Raw genomic sequence first — 18,818 nt, 5'->3', positions numbered from 1 at the left:
GCGGCTGGCGGTTTCCGCTGCATCAACAGTTTCGGGGTCGTTAGTTTGCCCGTACCGTTTGTTCCCGCTTTTCTGCCTCGCCAATGCAGGCGTTTAATTCTTCCAGCAGCCTGTCGTAAAATTCCCGCGCCATTCCTGAAAGCGGGTGGACGTTCGATGTAATGACCTCAAGGGGTTCAAGGATACGCGGGCGAAAAGGGCGCAGGCGCACATTTTCCATGCGGAAAATATCATTGAAATGTCGGCAATTCAGGGCATCGACCAGCGTAACACCCATGCCCAGCTCGACAAATGACAGGGCATGTACGGTTGTATGGACTTCGATGATCCGGTTGAAATCCAGATTGCGGTTTTCATAATGCATTTTAAGCGATTTTGTTGTGACGTTCTCGGAATCAAGAGTTACCCACGGGCTATTCCCAATGTCCTCTGGCGTCACGATATCCAGCTTTGCCGCCGGGTGGTCCTTATGTACGGCAATCTGGCAGGGCATATCGAGCGCAACGGATTCATGGCTGAACGAACTTTGCGATTTATCGACAAGGCCGATCTGATATTGCCCCGATGAAACCCCCTGGCGAATTCCCGAACAGCCGGAATGATGCATGCTGATCTGAACGCCGGGATATTTATCGACATATTTCGCAATCAGTTCGGGCAGGAAACGGTATGTCGGGCCAAAAATACTGCAAATGCGCAGGCGGCCCGCCCGGTTATTACGTGCCGTTTTCAGGCTGTCTTCCAGATGGTTCAGGCTGTGTAACAGCGAATAAACTTCATCATGCAGGAAATGGGCTTCGTCCGTGGGGATCAGTTTGCCATTGCTGCGCACAAACAGCTTATAGCCAATTTCCGCTTCAAAATTGGTCAGCATCTTGCTGGCGGCAGGCTGGCTGACAAAGCTGCGCTCGGCGGCGCGGGTGATGCTGCCGGTGACAAAAACCTCGTGAAATATGCGCAGGCGCTTCACATTCATTGTCATAACCCAAAGTTATCGAACCATCATAAACATTCAATACCATTATTATTCTGATTAAACTAGGATCATGACGTCAACTGGCTCTGGGCGTGCATAAACAAAAAAAGTGCAATGCGTCACGGCGTCGCCAGCTACCCGAAAAAGGGGCTGTTGCGGGGACAAAAGAACAAAAGCTTTATACAGGGAATAATGATGAACAAATTGATGACAGTTGTGGCAGCCGGTGCTGCCGTTGTTCTGATGCAGGCGGCTGGTGTTTCGTCCGCCATGGCGCAGGAAAAGGCTTCGACGCTCGATCAGGTAAAACAGCGCGGCTATCTTAGCTGCGTTATCGGTAATTCCTTCCCCGGTTTTTACAGCCTGAACAAGGACGGCGAATGGCAGGGCATGGATGTGGACATGTGCCGTGGCGTTGCCGCTGCCGTGTTTGGTGATGCCAGCAAGGTTAAATTCATGCCCGTTCAGTGGGCACAAAGCTTCACCACCATCAAAAGCGGTGAAGGCGATATGATGTCCAAGGGCATGACCTGGACGCTTTCGCGTGACACCAGCCAGGGTGTGGACTTCCTTGATACCTATTTCTATGACGGCCAGGGTTTCATGGTTCGCAAGGATCTGGGTGTGAAATCCGTCAAGGACCTTAAAGGCGCGACTGTTTGCGTTCTGACCGGCACGTCCAGCGAACTGAACCTTGCCGATTACAGCCGCACCCACGGCCTGGATCTGAAAACCGTTGTTTTTGATGATTCCGCTGTGCGTAACACTGCGTTCTTCAATGACAATTGCGATGCGCTGACCAACGATAAATCCGGTCTGGCTGCACAGCGCTCGGCGGCACCGAACCCCGATGATTACATCGTCCTGCCCGAAACCATTTCCAAAGAAGCCCTGTCCTTTGCCGTTACGCAAAATGACAGCGCCTGGGCCAATATCGTGAAATGGACCTTCCAGGCGATGGTTGCAGCCGAAGAAAACGGCATCACCTCGGCCAATGTCGATGATATGCGCGCCAATTCCGAAAGCCCGGTTGTCCGCCGTATTCTTGGCGTTGAAGGTGATCTGAATGTCGGTCTCGGCCTGTCGAAAGACTGGGCATATAACGTGATCAAATCGGTTGGCAATTACGGCGAAATCTACGAACGCAATGTCGGCCCGAACAGCGTTCTGGGTCTGGAACGCGAAGGCACGCTGAATGCCCTTTGGCAGAATGGTGGCATGATGTATGCCAAATCATTCCGGTAATTTGCCGGTAACGGTTCAGGCAGGCCCGGTTTGTGGCCTGCCTGGTCTTTCCATTCTTTTACTGGTTTGCGGGCATGGCTGATTATTCCACGCAGCAGCGGGTCATGAATGAGGCATCGGCACCCCCGGTGCGGCAGCGTGGCTGGGCTGGTCTGACATCATTCCTTAATCGCGATTCAACGCGCGGCAATGTCATTCAGGGGCTGACACTTCTGTTTGTCCTGTGCCTGATTGTCTATCTAGGCTCCAACGCGGCATATAATCTTGATCGCCTGGGCATGATGTTCGGGTTTGATTTTCTAAGCTCGACTTCCGGCTTTGATATCAGCTGGTCGCTGATCCCCTATGATCCCTCCATGACCTATTGGCGGGTCTTTATGGTGGGTATCGTCAATACGCTGGTATTGTCTTTTAATGTTATTTTATTTGGCACCATCATTGGCACGATTGTCGGTATTCTGCGTCTGTCGTCCAACCCGCTGGTGGCCCAGCTTGCCCGCTGTTATGTCGAAGTGGTGCGAAATGTGCCGCTGCTGATCCAGATTATTTTCTGGTTTACCGCCGTATTTTCCGCGCTGCCGCCGCCCCGGCGCGGCTATATGCTCGGTGATCTGTTCTTTTTGAATAATCGCGGGTTTTATTTTCCTTCCCCGCAAGGCGACATTTCGTTTTTCTGGTTTTTGGGCGCATTTGTTTTATTCGCCGCCGCTGCCTGGCTTTTGCGTCGCAAGGCCCAGCAGGCCCGCATTAACCAAACCGGTAACCACAAGGCCCTTCGCACCGGCTGGCTTGTCTGGGGTGTGGCCCTTGTGCTGGCATGTGTCATCGGCAACGGGTTTATCGAATGGTCGGTTCCTGCCCTTGACGGGTTCAACCTTGAAGGCGGCCAATATGTGCCAGTTGCCTTTGGTGCTGCCTTTGTTGCGATGACGGTTTATCGCTCTGCTGCCATTGCCGAAAGTGTCCGTGCCGGTATGGAATCCATTGATCGGGGCCAGCATGAAGCCGCACGGACCATTGGTTTTTCGCGCTTTCAAACCCTGCGCCTGATCCTGATCCCGCAGGCGATCCGCGCGATTATTCCGCCGTTGGCAAATTCGTGGCTGGTTGCGGTAAAGGATTCCTCGCTGGCGGTTGCCATCGGTTTTCCCGAACTGGTGTCGGTCTTTATGCAGACATCGATCAACCAGACCGGCCGGGCCATTGAAATCATCAGCATGGTGATGGGTTTCTATATCTTCGTCAGCCTGACCATTTCCTATCTGCTCAACAAATATAATGCCCGCGTGCAATACAAGGTCATGTAAATGAACACGGATGCACAATTAAAACGGTTCGTACCAAGCCCGGCGCGCAAGCCCAAATCCAGCGACATGACAATTCTGCGCTGGATCCGCAGTCGCTGTTTCAATTCCATTGGGAACAGCATCCTCACCGTTCTGGTGCTGGGCCTTGCCTTCTACGTGATCGACTATGCCCTGAACTGGGCTGTGTTTGATGCGGTATGGCACGCGGCCAACCGCCGTGAATGCATGGATATCAGCCCGGAAGGGGCCTGCTGGGCCGGTGTGATTGACTGGTTTAACGGCCTTATGTATGGCCGCTACCCGCATGAAGAACAGTGGCGCGTCAATCTTGGGGTTATTCTGGCGGTTGCGTGGCTATTGCCGCTATCCTGCCGGTCGATCGCGCATCGCAGCCTGGTTCTTATTTCCTGGGTGGGGCTTTATCCCTTCTTAGGCGCGTGGCTGTTTTTGGGCGGCGCATTTGGTGTCGAAACCGGCCTGCTTCATACCGTGTTTACCAGCCTTGCGGCCGGTTTCATGGTCATGATTTATCTGAACTGGGTTCTGGCACTGTTAAACCGCCCCAGCCTGACCGATCTTGCCTATCCGCTCGCCGCGCGCTTTACGGCCCGCCAGACCCATATTTACAGCCTGCTGATTGTCTGGCTGGTTCTTGCCGTCATTTCCGGGGCGGTGCTTTCGCAGGTTGCCTTGCCGCCGGTCGCAATTGAACGCTGGGGGGGGCTGTTCCTGACCCTGATTATCGCCAGCTTCGCCATTACCATGTCGATCCCGATTGGTGTTTTGCTGGCCTTGGGGCGGCGCTCGAAACTGCCGGTCATTCACTGGCTCTGCCTGCTGATTATCGAACTGGCCCGCGCCGTGCCGCTGATTACGGTTCTGTTCATGGCCGTAACCCTGCTGCCTATCTTCCTGCCCAGCGATATGGAACTGAACAAACTTTCGCAGGTTTTGTGTGCGGTTTGCCTGTTTTCCGGTGCCTATATGGCCGAAAATATCCGTGGTGGCCTGCAGGCCATTCCGCGTGGGCAATACGAGGCCGCACAAACCCTTGGCCTTGGATACTGGATGACCATGTTGCTGATCATTCTGCCCCAGGCATTGCGCCTGATGATCCCCAATATCATGACATCCTTTATCAGCATCCTGAAGGATACCACGCTGGTATCGATCATCGGCCTGTTCGACATCATGCTGATGGCGCGCAACATCGCCAATGACAAGGACTGGGTCGGTTTGCATACCGAACCGCTTGCCATGATTTCGATCCTGTTTTTTGTGCTGTGCTATGGCATGTCCCAATACAGCATCAATCTTGAAAAACGCCTGAAGGTGAACCGCTAATGAGCCAGTCCAGCCCAGCGGCCGTCTCTGCCGCGCCGTCGCGCCCCGCGATCCGGATTGACGGCCTGAATAAATGGTATGGTGCCCATCACGTATTGCGTGATGTGTCGCTGACCATCGCGGAAAAGGAAATCATGGTGGTGTGCGGCCCGTCCGGGTCGGGTAAATCCACCCTGATCCGTTGCCTTAACCATCTTGAAGAATATCAGGAAGGCAATGTTTCCGTTTTTGGCCACGAATTGCAGCGCGACAAGCAAACCGAAAAGTTTATTCATCAAACAATGGGCATGGTGTTTCAGAACTTTAATCTGTTTCCCCATCTGACCGTGCTTGAAAACTGTACGCTGGGTTTGACCTGGCTTCGCAAAAAGCCCGAGGCCGAAGCCCGCGATATTGCCATGACCCTGCTTGAACGTGTGGGTATCGCGCAACTGGCAAGCCGCTTTCCCGGTCAGCTTTCCGGTGGACAGCAGCAGCGCGTGGCAATTTCACGGTCGCTGGCGATGGAACCGAAAATCATGCTGTTTGACGAACCCACATCCGCCCTTGACCCCGAAATGGTCAAGGAAGTGCTTGATGTGATGGTCAACCTTGCCCAAACCGGGATGACAATGGTGTGCGTCACCCACGAAATGCAGTTTGCCCGCCAGGTGGCTGATCGCGTCGTCTTTATGGAGGACGGCGAAATCGTCGAAGTCGGCCCGCCCGAACAGGTATTGCTCAACCCGCAATGGGACCGGACCAAGGTCTTCCTGGATCACATCCTTTAAGTCCTGATCTTCCCGCCCAGACACGTCCAAAAAACGGAAATAATCGAGATGTTGGCAAAACATTCATCGACATACGCAAACGCGCCCTATTGGCTGGCTGACAAAACATTGGCCAGTGCTGCAAAACCCTTTGATCGCGCACAATTGCCCGCATCGGTTGATGTTGCCATTGTTGGTGGCGGGTTTACCGGCCTTTCGGCGGCGATTACGCTGGTGCGTGCCGGTTTGTCTGTCGCCGTGTTTGAGGCAGGCGAACTGGGTAGCGGGGCCAGCACACGCACGGGCGGCATGCTGGGACCAAGTTTCAGCAAACTGGGTGTTAACGGGCTGGAACGGCAATATGGCCGCGATCAGGTCCATGCCAGCATCCGCGAAAGCCTGGTTGCCTTTGACTGGCTGGTGAATTTCATTCGCGAAGAACAAATTGATTGCGACCTTAAAATATGTGGTCGTTTTCGCGGTGCCAGCCACCCCGACCATTATGCCGGACTTGTCGAACAGGCCGAGGAAATCAGCAAAATTGTTGATTTTCCTGCCGTCGAAGTCAGCCGCGAACGCCAGCGCGAAGAAGCCGGGACCGATGCCTATTATGGCGGTATCGTTTATCCGACCGATGGTGTCGTGCAACCGGCAAAACTGTTTCGGGGTCTGTGTGAAATCGCCACGCGCGAAGGTGCCATGCTGGTTGAAAAATGCCCGGTAACGGCGGTGGACCGGGTAAATGGCCGCTTTGATGTTGGTTTTGCGGGCGGCAAAGTTTCTGCCGGGCACGTTATTGTTGCGACCAATGGTTATACCGGCGGGCCGTTTGGCAAATTCAAACGCCGGCTTATTCCCATCCGGTCCGCCATGATCGCGACCGAGGAACTGCCCGAAGACCTGGTGCGCGACGTAACGCCGAATTTACGCTGTCATGGCGGGACGGAACGGCTGGTGGCCTATTATCGCCCGTCGCCCGATGGTCGTCGTATCATGTTTGGTGGTCGTGCCTTTGGCCGGGGGGACCAGCCGCGTCTTTATGTCCCCTATCTGCAGGATTTCATGACGCGCCTGTTCCCGCAAATTGCCAGCGCCAAAATCGACTACGCCTGGTCAGGCATGATTGCATATACCTTTGACCATGTGCCCCATATTGGCGAGCTGGATGGCATGCATTACGCCCTGGGTTATTGTGGATCAGGCGTTGGCCGGTCAAATTATTTTGGCCGTAAAATTGCGCAAAAGGTTCTGGGCCTTGCCGAAGGCAAAACCATTTTTGATGAATTCCCCTTCAACAGCCGCCCGTTTTACACCGGCAAACCCTGGTTCCTGCCTGCCATCATGAAATGGCACGAATTCGCCGACCGGCGCGGCTGGTAAATTGCCAGGTGCAATAGCGCAGGTGGGCAATTTCCGACCATCTTACCATGGTTGGTTATAACCCCGGCGAATACGTCGCCGAAGAAAACGACTTTGACAGCAATGCTGTCTGAACATCTTGATGGGGGTTGTTCTGCACTGGCGGGACGGCCCCCAATCATGTTTGGCCGGTTTGCGGCAAATGGGTGCGTGAAACCAGTGCTTTTTCTGACTGGCCCCTGCAACCAAAGAGTTCGCCGACATGGAAAGCCCCCAAAACCCTGATGCCTTGCAACACGCTATGGTTGGTAAAATTGCCGATTATATCGAACACTTGCGGGGGAAACCCTCGTCCGCACCTGCGCGTGATGCCGCCCTTATGTGTATTTTTGATCTGTTGGGTGCGGCGGCGGTTGGTATTGGCAATATCGGCCCACGGGCCATTCGCGATGTTATCCCCGCTGTTTATGGCGATGGGACAAATCCTGTCTGGTTTACGGGCAAGGGCAGTTCCCTGATCGGCGCGGCATGGGCAAACAGTGCTGCAGCGGCAGCCCTTGACCTGGATGATGGTAACCGCTTTGCGCGCGGGCATCCGGGGGCGGCGATTATTCCTGTGGCATTCGCCGTTGCCCACGAAACCGGCGCAACACTGGAAGATGTCATCACGGCAATTGTGATTGGATATGAAGTTGGTATTTCCGTTGGTGCGGCAAAAACCAGTTATGGAAGTTCCGGCACATGGACGCCTTATGGCGTTGTTGCAACGGCGGCTGCACTGCGGGGAACACCGCGCGGGGTTATTGAACATGCCCTGGCAATTGCAGGCGAAAGCGCGCCAAGCCAGGCCTTTGCCAGCGCCCCCATCCCGCGCATTCCCGCACCAGAAGGATCAGCCGTCAAGGAAGGCATTCCCTGGTCGGTGGTAACAGGCCTGACCGCGCTTTACCTGGCAGAGGCAGGTCACACCGGGCCAAGGAATATTCTTGAAAGCCAGCGGCATTACCAGTTTCCCGCAGACCAAGTGCTTGGCGAGATACCGCATATTTGCGCAACTTATTTCAAGCCCTATGCCTGCTGTCGCCATATTCACGCCCCGCTTATCGCGCTTGAACGGTTGCTGGCTGAACATGATATCGTGCCGGGTGGGATAGATGGCATTGATGTTGAAATTCATTCGGCAGGTTTACGCATTTCCAATCGGCCGGCGCCGGAAAATATCGTTGATATTCAATATAGCATTCCTTATTGCCTGGCGCTGGTCAGCCTTTATGGCCGCGAAAGTTTGTTGCCTTTAACCGCAGATGCCCTTGGTCGTGCGGATGTTCTGGCACTGGCAGGCAAAGTTACCTTATCGCTTAGTCCGGCCCTGGATGCTGTTTATCCACAGGATATTCTGGCATGTGTCACCATTCGCGTCGGGGATCAGCACTTTTCATCTGGCCCGACGGCACCAGAAGGTGAGCCATTGATGAGCTGGGACGCACTGGAAGAAAAATTCAAAACAGCAACCCGTTTTGTCGCCACCCCATCCCGGATAGAGGAGATGCTTGGTGCGATAAGGTCGTTAAGGTCAGGTGACGCGGCACCACTTGAACATGTGCTGGCTGACCTGAAGCTTGGTTAAGAAAAGGAGGGCAGGGCGAATGTACAGCCATTCATCGCGATATTTGTTTGATTGTTCCTGCCGGTTTTTCCTCGGTTCGCGGCCAAACGCCGGCGGTATAACAACATGTATAACCCTGGCGAATAGGCATCAGAATTTATCGACTTTGACTTCATGATTGGACTTTCACCAATTTATGGGCCGTTTCCAATTGATGTGAAAGTTCGTGATGATGGATGTTGGTATTGCCGGTGCCGGGTTAATCGCCCGGGGTTATTTTGCGCATTTGACCCAGCGTGGAATGCAGCCGAAATTATGGTCCCCCACGGGTAAAAGCGCGCGCGATGTGCCATCGGGCACTGTCCTGAATGTGATGGGGGCCATCGAGGGGCAATTTGACCTGGTTTATTGCGCAAATGCTGCTGAACTTGCGCAAAGTGATGTGATAATCCTCGCCATGCCGGCCAACGGGCACCGTTTGGTGCTTGATGCCCTGATCCCCCATCTTGAAGTCCGCCATACTGTAATCATCAGTGGGCATTTATCCTTTGCGGCCCTTTATCTTTCCAAAATGGTGGCCGCGCGCGGCACGCAAATACCCATCGTCGCCTGGAGCACCACGGCCCTAACCGCCAAATCCCCCAATGCACCGCATGAATTGCGCATTGGTCAGTTGCGCGGCAATATCGACATAGCGGTTTTACCCGCCGGGCAGGGGGCGACGGCCAAGGCAACCTGTATTGAACTTTTCGGGCCGCACTTCACCCTGCGCGACGACCTTTTGACCATCGCGCTCAGTAACCTGAACCCGCAAAGCCACCTTGCCATTGCCCTGTGCAATTTAACCCGCATCGAAAACGGCGAACACTGGCAGCAAAACAGCAATATGACGCCAAAGGTCGGCAACTTCCTTGAATCCCTGGATCAGGAACGTGTTGAAATAGCCCGTGCCTGTGGCAAAAAAGTGCACACACAGCTTGAAAATTTCCGTCAGTCCTCTGGTCAGGAAATTACCAACACCCATGAACTTTATCAGCTACAGGTCGCCCGCGGGACGGACCCGATTGGGCCCAAAGACATCAACACCCGCTATGTAACCGAAGATGTGCCCTACGGCCTGGTGGCAACCCTGTTTCTGGCGCGCCTTGCCGGTGTGGAAGCCCCCTTGCATCAGGCGGGTGCAGCCATTCTTTCAGCCTGTTATCAGCGTGATTTTGCTGCTGACAATGACATACTTGGCGCGCTTGAAATTACCGATATCGCCAGTCTGAAACAACTCGTGCGCGATGGGTTTGCCACGGAACGGGTATCATAATGGCTGCGTAATGGTGCCCATCTGGCGCATCGCACGAATTTTTTGCAGGCAAAAATAGCCTGCATCAAGCTGTTAAACTGTCGTCGTGCCGCCCCGCGTCCCTGCCGGGCGGCACGATTTTTTGGTGTGGCGTGCCTGTTTTCATGCCTTGGGGTGGATGTGAACTTCTGGGCGCTGGTTATGCGTGTGCTGATTGCCAGCTATTCGCCAAAGTGCGCGGAAAATAACCGGTTTTCAGGCGAATTTGCCCCACCACGATATTGTTTTTGCTATAGCAGAAAGGATGCAAATTCTGGCGGCGGGGCGTGCCGGTTGATCCGTGCAAATTGATGATTTGCCATCAGGGTGTTAGGGCGGATTTATGGACAATCAGGCAATAATCGGTTCCGATGGGGTATAACCTGACGTGATACAATACCCAAAATATCGACTTTGACACTTATATGTGTTGGCTTTCTAATCCGCGGGGATAAAAAATCAGGAGGCAAATATGCGAAAAACATTTGGGGTAAAACTTGTCGCCGCGGCAGCACTTTCACTGGCATCACTTGGTGCCGTGTCACATGCCGCCATGGCAGAAACGTTGCGGATCGGACTTGAGGCAGCGGATTATTCCACCCTTGACCCGGACCGCGCCACCGCAACACAGGATGTGGCGCTGGTTTCATGGATGTTTAACGGCCTTGTCCGTTTTGCACCGGGCAGTGCCGACCCGGCCCGGATCGAACCGGACCTGGCATCAAGCTGGGAAACGTCAAAGGATGGTCTGGTCTGGACCTTCCATCTGAAGGACAATGTCAAATTCCACGAGGATTACGGCACGCTAAGTGCTGATGACGTTGTCTTCTCGTTTGAACGGGCAAAGAACCCGGAAACCTCTTCTTACGCCAGCGATTATGCCGCGTTTGATAAAATCGAAGCCCTGGATGCAAAAACCGTTCGCATCACACTGCGCGAACCGGTGCCGGGTTTCCTGGGGCTGGTTGCCAATTATCATGGTGGTAACATCATCAGCAAAAAGGCCGTTGAAAAACTGGGGGCCGATTTTCAGCGTCATCCCATTGGTACGGGGCCTTTCAAATTTGACGAAGCCATCACCCAGCAATCGGTCAGCCTGACGGCCTTTGCCGATTATTTCCGCGGTGCGCCGCATATTGATGGCATCCGTGCGGATTTCATCCCCTCTGATTCCAGCCGCGAACTGGCGTTCCGCTCTGGCGAACTGGACCTGATTTATGGCCAGCGCGAACGTCACTGGGTGGATCAGGCGATGTTCTGGGATAACACCACGGTTGATATTTTTGCGCCCGGTGAATTCCGCACCCTGTTTATTAACCGCGCCCACGCACCGTTGGATAATATCAAGGTTCGGCAGGCAATTGCCGATGCAATCGATGTTGACCAGATTGTGCAGTTTGTTGGTTCCGGTATTGCGCGCAAGGGCTGTTCGGTCGTTCCCGTGGGCTATATGGGCGAAGATTGCAGCTGGGCCTATAGCTATAACCCGGAAAAGGCCAAACAGTTGCTGGCAGAAGCAGGCTTTGAAAACGGCCTTAACCTGACAGCGGTTGTGTCATCCAGCTCGGCGCAAAAGCCGATTATGGAAGTGATCCAGGCCCAACTGGCAAAGGTTGGCATCAATCTGCAAATGAATGTCGTGGATCATCCGACCTATCATCAGCAGATCCGCAAAGACCTTAGTGATCTGGTCTTTTACGGTGCGGCACGCTACCCGGTGGCAGACAGCTATCTTAGCCAGTTTTACCATTCGGATGCCGCGATCGGTAAACCCACCGCCGTTACCAATTTTGGCCATTGTGACGCCGGTGACGCCGATATCACCGCCGCCAAAAAAGCCGCAACCGACGAAGAACGCCTGAAATACTGGTCAGCCGCCCAGCAGAAAATATCCGAACAGGTTTGTTCTGTGCCACTTTTCAGCCTGATGCAGGTTTGGGCACGTAATAACGCCCTTGATTACGGGGTGGAGCTTAAAGGCTCCCTTAACCTGGCACCGCCAATTACTGAATTGACCACGCTTAGCCGTTAATCAACCGGTTTTCGCTTTCAATTTGTGCTGCCCCGGCTGCTGGATACCTTGTAATGCAAGGGGTTCATGGCCGGGGCAGTTGCGTTTTGGTATCGGGTGATGGTGGGGTGTGGCCCGCATTTTTTGGGCCACACCCCCTTATTTAAACGATCATGCGGGCCTTGAGTGCTGCGGCATGGACTTCCTCGACAAAGGCGGAAACCAGGCTGCTGTTGCGCGCCCGAACCGGGCGAATGATGTGGTAATCATAAATCTGGGTAGGGCGAAATGGCCGTGCCGTTACGCGGTCTGCGGCAAATTCCAGCGACAAAGGGTCCGCAATTGTCAGGCCCAGTCCCGCGGCAACCAGTTCGCCAACGTTTAAAATCGTGGTGGATTCAATCACCACCTTTGGCTGCAGGTTATAGCGGCGAAAGGCCCCGTCAACCAGGTTGCGGGTCCTGCTGGATTCCCCAAGGGCGATAAACGGTTCGTCCTTCAAATCGTCTGGTGTGATTTCCGATTTTTCCGCCAGTCTGTGCCCGTGGGGCATAATCACCACCATGGGCGGTGCCTGCAAATGTTCCACCATAACCGACGGGTGTTCGTGGCTGTTAACCACCAGTGCCAGGTCAAGCCGGCGTAGCAAAACCGCTTCGCTTAAAAACTGCGAACTGCGGGTTTCAACGGAAATGAAAACATCGGGATAACGTGCGAGAAACCCCGCCAATACACGGCTTAAAAACATACCTGAAAGGGCCGGCATCGCCCCGATAACCAGATGCCCGCGTTCTTCGCGGCGAATGGCCTCTACCGCGCGGGTCAACTGGTGCACACCGCCAAATATGCGCTGCACTTCCTCGTAAAGGCGCATACCACGCCCTGTTGGCACCAGACGCCCGCTTTCGCGCTCAAAAAGCTCAAGCCCGGTATCGGCCTCCAGGTCGCGGATCAGCTTGCTGGCGGCGGGTTGCGATATCCGCATGATCTCGGCAGCACGGCTGACAGTCCCGCCCTCGATCACGGCCATTAATGCTTCAAGTTGCCTCAGGCTCGGTGCGCGCATGGGTATAACCTTTTTGAATATATCCCCGAACAAAACGACTTTGACTTTCTACCCCCACTATTTAGTTTGAAGCAAGAAAAAGAACGAGGAACACATGGACGCTGACATCATCGTTATCGGCGCAGGCGTAGTGGGGGCTGCTTTGGCCTTCGGCCTTGCCCGTGATGGTTACAAGGTCAAAGTGCTTGACGGAAAAAACAGGGATCTTCGTGCCGCCCGTGCCAATTTCGGGCTGGTCTGGGTTCAGGGCAAAGGGGTGGATGCACCGGCTTATAGCCGGTTGACCCATCAAAGTGCCGAGCTGTGGCCGCGCTTTCGCGATGAACTTGCCAACACCACCGGGACACAGATCGATTACACAAATCCCGGCGGGTTTCATTACTGCCTGGGTGAAGCCGAATTTGAACATCGCGCCGCCATTGCCGCCCGCATCAACAAGGCGGCGGCCACCCCGGAAATTGATATGCTCAGCCGCCGGGAACTGGAAAAAATGGTGCCAGCAGCCCGGTTTGGCCCGGACGTAACCGGTGCCAGCTATGGCCGCGTTGACGGGCATGTTAACCCGCTTCAATTGCTTGATGCCCTGCATAACGGGATCGCGGCACATGGCGGTTCGGTGGTTTTTCGTCACCCGGTAACTGAAGTGAAACCGCTTTCATCGGGCTTTGCTGTTCATGGTCCTGTTGGCACGCTGCAGGCCCGATACGTGATTATCGCGGCCGGGCTTGGTACGGCGGAACTGGCAAATCGCTGTGACATGAATGTCGAAATCGGCACCACGCGCGGGCAAATTCTGGTGACCGAACGTCTTGACCCGTTCTTGCCTTTTCCTGGCAGTGGCTTGCGCCAAACGGTGGAGGGAACGGTCATGATTGGGGCGACGCAGGAACATACATCGGATCGTGGTGTAAGCGTTGATTCCGCCACCACGCTGGCCCGTCGTGCCACCCGGATCATCCCGGCGCTGGAATCGGTGCGCCTTGTCCGGCAATGGAGCGGTTTTCGCATTTTGCCAGCCGATGGATCACCGATTTACGCGCAGTCAAAATCCGCGCCCGGCCTGTTTGCCGCTGTGTGCCATTCGGGTGTGACACTGGCCGCCGCCCATGCCGGCATTGTTGGCCCGGCCATGATTAATGGACGGCTTGATAGCGAATTGTCTGAATTTTCTGATGGAAGATTTCATGTTTAGAAGTGTGACGGCTCGCTGGAAAGAGCAAGCAGATATGATTGTTTATGTAAACGGGGTCGAAACACCGGCCTGGAATGGCGAAACCGTTGCCAGCATCCTGTTGCGGGTGCCTGATATTGGCAGGCAAACCCCGGTAAGCGGCGAAACCCGCCTGCCATATTGCCAGATGGGTGTGTGTTTTGAATGCCTGGCCGTTGTTGATGGTGTGCCATCGGTGCAGGGATGTTTAACCCCCCTGAAAAACGGTATGCGTATTGATCGCCAGCGCGGCCGCCGGGAGGTAAGCCAATGACCTATGATGTTGTTATAATTGGTGCTGGCCCGGCTGGCATGGCCGCTGCGGTAAAACTGGCAGCCCTTGGCACATCTGTTTGCGTGATCGATGAACAGCCTGCACCGGGTGGCCAGATTTGGCGGGGTGTGGAACGCAATGCCACCAGCCCGGTTTTCAAGGCACTTGGCGAAGATTACCAGAAGGGCACATCGGCAACCGAGGCATTCCATGCCGCCGGTATTGATTACCTGCCATCCGCCCAGGTCTGGCAGATCGAAGATGGCTGGAAAGTTTTCCTGACCATCGATGGCAAAAGCCGCTGTGTGCTGGCAAAGGCCGTTTTGCTGGCAAATGGCGCACAGGAACGCCCCGTACCCTTTGCCGGTTGGACCCTGCCCGGTGTGATGACGGTGGGCGCTGCGCAAATTTTGCTGAAATCCGGCGGGATGCTGCCGGAAGGCAATGTCTGGATTGCGGGTGCCGGGCCGTTACCGCTGCTATACAGCACCCAGTTGCTGGAACTGGGCGGCCGGGTTGCCGGATATATCGACACATCGAAAAAACCGACAGTGAAAGCGCTTTCACACCTGCCCGCTGCATGGCGTGATTTCCCGGGATTGATGAAAGGGCTACGCTGGATCTGGAAGTTGCGGCGCAGTGGCAAACTGGTGCGTGATATTTGCAATCTGCAAGCCAATGGCGAGGGCAAGCTTGCGCAAATTTCATGGGAAAGCAAGGGGCAGATCCATAAACGTGATGCCGGTGTTTTGCTGGTTCACGAGGGGGTTGTTCCACGTATTCATGAAACCCTGGCGCTGGGTTGTGACCATATCTGGAATGACCAGCAAAAATATTTTGCCCCGCGCACCGACCAATGGGGTGAAACCACGCGCAAGGGCATTTTCATTGCAGGCGATGCCGGTGGCATTGGCGGCTGGAAGGCGGCCACAATTTCGGGTGAAATTGCTGCACTGGGCATTGCCCGGTCATTAAATATCGGCATTGACGCCGATAAACTGCGCCGTGATGCCAGCCTGGATGACCGCCGGAAAAAGGCATTGGCCCTGCGCCCGTTGCTTGATGCCCTTTATGCGCCCCCCCAACAGCCCATTGCCGATGATGTTGTTGTATGCCGGTGCGAGGAAGTCACCGCTGGCCGCATTCGCGAGGCAGCGCGTGCATCCGCACCCGATGTTGGCGCGGTCAAGGCGGCCACCCGTTGTGGCATGGGGCCATGCCAGGGGCGGCAATGCGGTTATTCGGTTCAGGCCCTGGTGGCCGAGGTCAATGACCTGCCGGTGGGCGATGTGCGGTTTTTTAACATTCGCCCGCCCCTCAAGCCGGTGACACTTGGCGAAATTGCCACATTGCAGGATGTGGAAGCGTGAATATGAACCCCGATATTCTTGTAATTGGTGGCGGCCTTCATGGACTTTCGGCTGCCTTACAGGCGGCCCGGCGCGGGGCATCAATTTTGGTGCTGGAACGGCATTTTCTGGGGCGGCATGCATCAGGGTCTACTGCGGCGGGGGTGCGAACCCTTGGCCGCGATCCGGCTGAATTGCCCCTAAGCCTTGAAGCAGCGCAAACCTGGCACAAAATGACCGATCTGGTGGGTGATGATTGCGGCTTTAAAGCCTGCGGCCAGCTACAGGTCGCCGAGGATGAGGCCGCACTGGCATCCATTACGGCGCGGATCGACCGGTTGGCAAAACAGGGCATGCACCATGAAAAGCTGATTGGCGCGGATGAATTGCGCGATCTGGTGCCAAAAATTTCGCCCCACTGCGTGGGGGCTGCTTGGGTGCCCGGTGATGGTTCGGCCGATCCACACCGTGCCATTCGTGCCTTTCGCGATGCCGCCAAACGGGCCGGGGTTGATATTATTGAACAATGCCAGGTCACCAGCCTGAAGCGCGTTGGGCAAAGCTGGCAGGTGAAAACCAGCAAAGGTGATTTTAATGCTGCTGTTATTATCAATGCTGCTGGTGCCTGGGCCGATAAAATTGCCGAAATGGTGGGCGAACCCGTCCGTCATGCCATTCGTACATCGATGATGGTTGTGACAGAAAGAACAGGTGACGTTGTCCACCCGGTGATAAGTTCTTTTGGGCGCAAACTCTCGTTCAAACAAACGGCCGAAGGCACGCTTTTGATTGGTGGTGGCGCACAGGGGCGACTGGCAGAAGACCGGCAATCCGCCAGTGTCGATGTGCAGGCGCTTTCCGTTGCGGTACAGGCAGCCGTGCGGTTGTTCCCATCCATGGTAGGCACACGTATGGTGCGTGCCTGGGCCGGGATGGAGGCCATGACCGAAGACCATATCCCCGTCATCGGCTTTTCTGCAAAGGTCGAGGGGCTTATTCATGCATTCGGCTTTTCCGGGCATGGATTTCAGCTTGTCCCATCCGTGGGGCGGGTGGTTGCCGAACTGGCAACAGAAGGAAAAACAAATCAACAACTGGACGCATTCAACGTCAAACGCGTCTCAGAAAAAGGGGTGGCCTCATGTTAGGCTATATTATTCGCAGGCTGCTTTTGGCGATCCCAACCTTGTTGGTGATGCTAACAGTGGTTTTTATTCTGGTTCGCCTGGTGCCGGGCGATCCTGCTGTTGCCATGCTGGGTGATCGCGCCAGCGAGGCAACATTGCAGTCGCTGCGCGAACAGCTTGGCCTTAACCAGCCAGTTGCCGTGCAATATGTTGAATTTCTGGGAAATATGGTGACCGGGGATTTCGGCAAATCCATGGTCACGGGCCGCACCGTGCTGGAAGAAGTCGCATCCGTTCTGCCCTATACCCTGGAACTGACCTTTTCCGCCATGGTGCTGGGCACCCTGTTTGGGTTGCCTTTGGGGGTTATTGCCGCGGTTCGGCGCAATAAATGGCCTGACTATGTCAGTCGTATTGTTTCGCTGATCGGGCTTTCCTTTCCGGGGTTTGTGTCGGCCATTTTGCTGTTGCTGTGTTTTGCCGTCTGGCAGCACTGGCTGCCAGTGATGAGCCGCGCGTCATCCGACCCGGTAACCCATATCCGCAATCTGATTTTGCCGGCCCTTAATCTGGGTCTGATCATGATGGCCTATATCGCGCGGGTTACGCGGTCGTCGATGCTTGATGTGCTGGGCGAAGATTACATCCGCACAGCACAAGCCAAGGGGGTGAAGGCACGAACCCTGGTGATGCGCCATGCACTGGGCAATGCCCTGATCCCGATTGTCACGGTGGTTGGCCTTTATTTTGGGACCCTGATTGGCAATTCCGTTCTGGCTGAAATCGTTTTTACCCGCCCCGGTCTGGGCAAATTGATCCTGGGTGCCTTGCAATCGCGTGATTACACGATGTTACAGGGGTTGATGGTTGTGTTTGCGATTTTCGTCATTCTGGTAAATACCGCGACCGACGTCATCTATGGCCTGGTCGATCCGCGAGTGAGTTATAAAAAATGACCAGCGCAGCAATTTCCAATTCATCCAAACCCGCAAAATCCAGCCCGGTTTTAACCGCGTTGAAACGCAATCGCATGGCGTGGCTGGGCGGTGGCGTGCTGTTCATCATTGTCATGGTTGCCATTTTCGCCCCGCTGATTGCCCCGCATGACCCGCTGGAACAGAATATTCTATCGCGTTTAAGGGGGCCATCGGCCGAATACTGGCTGGGAACCGACAGTTACGGGCGCGATGTTTTATCGCGGCTGCTATATGGCGCGCGTATTTCGCTTTCGATTGGTTTTCTATCGGTTTTAACCGCGATGGTCGTTGGCTCCACACTGGGGATGCTGGCAGGTTATATCGGTGGCGTGTTTGACCAGATCGTTATGGGCCTGGTCGATGTGCTGCTGTCTTTCCCGACCCTGCTGTTGGGGTTGATGATTGCGGCCATGCTGGGTGCCAGTTTTGAAAACCTGATCATTGCGATTGCCATCACCGAAATGGCGCCCTTTGCCCGGGTGGCCCGTGCGCCGACCATTGCGGTAAAGCGGCGCGATTTTGTCGATGCCGGGCGGTCCCTTGGCCTGTCCCCGGTGCGGATTTTGGGTGTGCATATCCTGCCCAATATCCTGTCTGATGTGGTTGTGGTCGGTTCGCTCTGGATGGCATCTGCCATCCGTACCGAGGCATCGTTGGCTTTTATCGGCCTTGGCGTTTTGCCACCTACTGCAACCTGGGGCGGTATGATCCGCGAGGGGTTTGATAACATTCTGACCGCCTGGTGGCTGGTTGTTTTCCCGTCGGTTGCAATCTTGTTGACGGTGCTGGCACTGAACATCCTTGGCGATGCCCTGCGCGATGCGATTGACCCGAAAACACGGAGCGGACAGTGAAAACCACATCGATATTTTCATGTGCCGGTTT

The 18,818-nt window shown here is 54.9% G+C and carries 16 protein-coding genes; 14 read left to right on the top strand and 2 right to left on the bottom strand.

Going from position 1 to position 18,818, the window contains the following annotated elements:
* Nucleotides 1–40: 40 nt before the first annotated feature.
* Nucleotides 41–976 (bottom strand): LysR family transcriptional regulator, encoded by a 936-nt coding sequence (locus tag CSC3H3_RS23865; RefSeq protein WP_101286800.1) that lies wholly within the window; start codon nucleotides 974–976, stop codon nucleotides 41–43.
* A 195-nt stretch (nucleotides 977–1,171) separates the two neighbouring features.
* Here CSC3H3_RS23865 and CSC3H3_RS23860 point away from each other — a divergent pair, with 195 nt between their 5' ends.
* From CSC3H3_RS23860 to CSC3H3_RS23820, 8 genes are all read left to right on the top strand, one after another.
* A complete protein-coding gene (locus tag CSC3H3_RS23860) occupies nucleotides 1,172–2,221 on the top strand; it encodes an amino acid ABC transporter substrate-binding protein (RefSeq protein WP_101266824.1) in 1,050 nt (349 codons plus the stop codon).
* A gap of 74 nt (nucleotides 2,222–2,295) precedes the next feature.
* Nucleotides 2,296–3,528, top strand: a complete 1,233-nt coding sequence (locus CSC3H3_RS23855; RefSeq protein WP_245881411.1) for an amino acid ABC transporter permease — start codon at nucleotides 2,296–2,298, stop codon at nucleotides 3,526–3,528.
* Nucleotides 3,529–4,872 carry an amino acid ABC transporter permease gene (locus CSC3H3_RS23850; RefSeq protein ID WP_101286799.1) on the top strand — a complete coding sequence of 448 codons (1,344 nt, stop codon included), beginning with the start codon at nucleotides 3,529–3,531 and terminating at the stop codon, nucleotides 4,870–4,872.
* Nucleotides 4,872–5,642, top strand: coding sequence for an amino acid ABC transporter ATP-binding protein (locus CSC3H3_RS23845; RefSeq protein ID WP_101286798.1), 771 nt, complete (start codon nucleotides 4,872–4,874; stop codon nucleotides 5,640–5,642). Before CSC3H3_RS23850 ends, CSC3H3_RS23845 begins: the two co-directional genes overlap by 1 nt.
* Nucleotides 5,643–5,690: 48 nt before the next feature.
* The gene (locus CSC3H3_RS23840; protein WP_101286797.1) at nucleotides 5,691–7,001 is read left to right on the top strand and encodes an NAD(P)/FAD-dependent oxidoreductase; all 1,311 of its coding nucleotides are present in this window, start codon (nucleotides 5,691–5,693) and stop codon (nucleotides 6,999–7,001) included.
* A gap of 241 nt (nucleotides 7,002–7,242) precedes the next feature.
* On the top strand, nucleotides 7,243–8,607 hold the full coding sequence (locus CSC3H3_RS23835; RefSeq protein ID WP_101286796.1) for an MmgE/PrpD family protein: 1,365 nt from the start codon (nucleotides 7,243–7,245) through the stop codon (nucleotides 8,605–8,607).
* Nucleotides 8,608–8,815: 208 nt separating this feature from the next.
* Nucleotides 8,816–9,901: an NAD/NADP octopine/nopaline dehydrogenase family protein gene (locus CSC3H3_RS23830; protein WP_245881410.1), complete on the top strand. Its 1,086-nt coding sequence runs from the start codon at nucleotides 8,816–8,818 to the stop codon at nucleotides 9,899–9,901.
* 490 nt (nucleotides 9,902–10,391) lie between these two features.
* Nucleotides 10,392–11,951 (top strand): ABC transporter substrate-binding protein, encoded by a 1,560-nt coding sequence (locus CSC3H3_RS23820; protein ID WP_101286794.1) that lies wholly within the window; start codon nucleotides 10,392–10,394, stop codon nucleotides 11,949–11,951.
* Between the two features lie 142 nt (nucleotides 11,952–12,093).
* Here the strand turns inward: CSC3H3_RS23820 and CSC3H3_RS23815 are convergent, their stop codons facing one another.
* On the bottom strand, nucleotides 12,094–12,996 hold the full coding sequence (locus tag CSC3H3_RS23815; protein WP_101286793.1) for a LysR substrate-binding domain-containing protein: 903 nt from the start codon (nucleotides 12,994–12,996) through the stop codon (nucleotides 12,094–12,096).
* Between the two features lie 94 nt (nucleotides 12,997–13,090).
* Here CSC3H3_RS23815 and CSC3H3_RS23810 point away from each other — a divergent pair, with 94 nt between their 5' ends.
* From CSC3H3_RS23810 to CSC3H3_RS23785, 6 genes are read left to right on the top strand one after another with little or no spacing between them, the layout of a single operon-like run.
* A complete protein-coding gene (locus tag CSC3H3_RS23810; RefSeq protein WP_101286792.1) occupies nucleotides 13,091–14,188 on the top strand; it encodes an NAD(P)/FAD-dependent oxidoreductase in 1,098 nt (365 codons plus the stop codon).
* On the top strand, nucleotides 14,181–14,480 hold the full coding sequence (locus CSC3H3_RS23805; protein WP_101266840.1) for a (2Fe-2S)-binding protein: 300 nt from the start codon (nucleotides 14,181–14,183) through the stop codon (nucleotides 14,478–14,480). Before CSC3H3_RS23810 ends, CSC3H3_RS23805 begins: the two co-directional genes overlap by 8 nt.
* A complete protein-coding gene (locus CSC3H3_RS23800; protein WP_101286791.1) occupies nucleotides 14,477–15,850 on the top strand; it encodes an FAD/NAD(P)-dependent oxidoreductase in 1,374 nt (457 codons plus the stop codon). Before CSC3H3_RS23805 ends, CSC3H3_RS23800 begins: the two co-directional genes overlap by 4 nt.
* 2 nt (nucleotides 15,851–15,852) lie before the next feature.
* Nucleotides 15,853–16,977 carry an NAD(P)/FAD-dependent oxidoreductase gene (locus tag CSC3H3_RS23795; RefSeq protein WP_101286790.1) on the top strand — a complete coding sequence of 375 codons (1,125 nt, stop codon included), beginning with the start codon at nucleotides 15,853–15,855 and terminating at the stop codon, nucleotides 16,975–16,977.
* Nucleotides 16,971–17,912, top strand: coding sequence for an ABC transporter permease (locus CSC3H3_RS23790; RefSeq protein ID WP_101266845.1), 942 nt, complete (start codon nucleotides 16,971–16,973; stop codon nucleotides 17,910–17,912). The genes CSC3H3_RS23795 and CSC3H3_RS23790 overlap by 7 nt, the downstream gene beginning before the upstream one ends.
* On the top strand, nucleotides 17,909–18,787 hold the full coding sequence (locus tag CSC3H3_RS23785) for an ABC transporter permease (RefSeq protein WP_101266847.1): 879 nt from the start codon (nucleotides 17,909–17,911) through the stop codon (nucleotides 18,785–18,787). The genes CSC3H3_RS23790 and CSC3H3_RS23785 overlap by 4 nt, the downstream gene beginning before the upstream one ends.
* Nucleotides 18,788–18,818: the final 31 nt, after the last annotated feature.

Source organism: Thalassospira marina, from assembly GCF_002844375.1.
GTDB lineage: Bacteria > Pseudomonadota > Alphaproteobacteria > Rhodospirillales > Thalassospiraceae > Thalassospira > Thalassospira marina.
Note: the sequence above shows the minus strand (reverse complement) of the source record. Positions and strands in the feature narration are given on the sequence as shown.

Bases quoted from the DNA above. Each gene is read 5' to 3' on its own strand.
- CSC3H3_RS23805 (WP_101266840.1), top strand. From the start codon at position 14,181: ATGTTTAGAAGTGTGACGGCTCGCTGGAAAGAGCAAGCAGATATGATT.
- CSC3H3_RS23840 (WP_101286797.1), top strand. From the start codon at position 5,691: ATGTTGGCAAAACATTCATCGACATACGCAAACGCGCCCTATTGGCTG.
- CSC3H3_RS23830 (WP_245881410.1), top strand. From the start codon at position 8,816: ATGATGGATGTTGGTATTGCCGGTGCCGGGTTAATCGCCCGGGGTTAT.
- CSC3H3_RS23785 (WP_101266847.1), top strand. From the start codon at position 17,909: ATGACCAGCGCAGCAATTTCCAATTCATCCAAACCCGCAAAATCCAGC.
- CSC3H3_RS23860 (WP_101266824.1), top strand. From the start codon at position 1,172: ATGAACAAATTGATGACAGTTGTGGCAGCCGGTGCTGCCGTTGTTCTG.
- CSC3H3_RS23865 (WP_101286800.1), bottom strand. From the start codon at position 976: ATGAATGTGAAGCGCCTGCGCATATTTCACGAGGTTTTTGTCACCGGC.
- CSC3H3_RS23790 (WP_101266845.1), top strand. From the start codon at position 16,971: ATGTTAGGCTATATTATTCGCAGGCTGCTTTTGGCGATCCCAACCTTG.
- CSC3H3_RS23845 (WP_101286798.1), top strand. From the start codon at position 4,872: ATGAGCCAGTCCAGCCCAGCGGCCGTCTCTGCCGCGCCGTCGCGCCCC.
- CSC3H3_RS23795 (WP_101286790.1), top strand. From the start codon at position 15,853: ATGAACCCCGATATTCTTGTAATTGGTGGCGGCCTTCATGGACTTTCG.
- CSC3H3_RS23815 (WP_101286793.1), bottom strand. From the start codon at position 12,996: ATGCGCGCACCGAGCCTGAGGCAACTTGAAGCATTAATGGCCGTGATC.
- CSC3H3_RS23800 (WP_101286791.1), top strand. From the start codon at position 14,477: ATGACCTATGATGTTGTTATAATTGGTGCTGGCCCGGCTGGCATGGCC.
- CSC3H3_RS23820 (WP_101286794.1), top strand. From the start codon at position 10,392: ATGCGAAAAACATTTGGGGTAAAACTTGTCGCCGCGGCAGCACTTTCA.
- CSC3H3_RS23850 (WP_101286799.1), top strand. From the start codon at position 3,529: ATGAACACGGATGCACAATTAAAACGGTTCGTACCAAGCCCGGCGCGC.
- CSC3H3_RS23810 (WP_101286792.1), top strand. From the start codon at position 13,091: ATGGACGCTGACATCATCGTTATCGGCGCAGGCGTAGTGGGGGCTGCT.
- CSC3H3_RS23835 (WP_101286796.1), top strand. From the start codon at position 7,243: ATGGAAAGCCCCCAAAACCCTGATGCCTTGCAACACGCTATGGTTGGT.
- CSC3H3_RS23855 (WP_245881411.1), top strand. From the start codon at position 2,296: ATGGCTGATTATTCCACGCAGCAGCGGGTCATGAATGAGGCATCGGCA.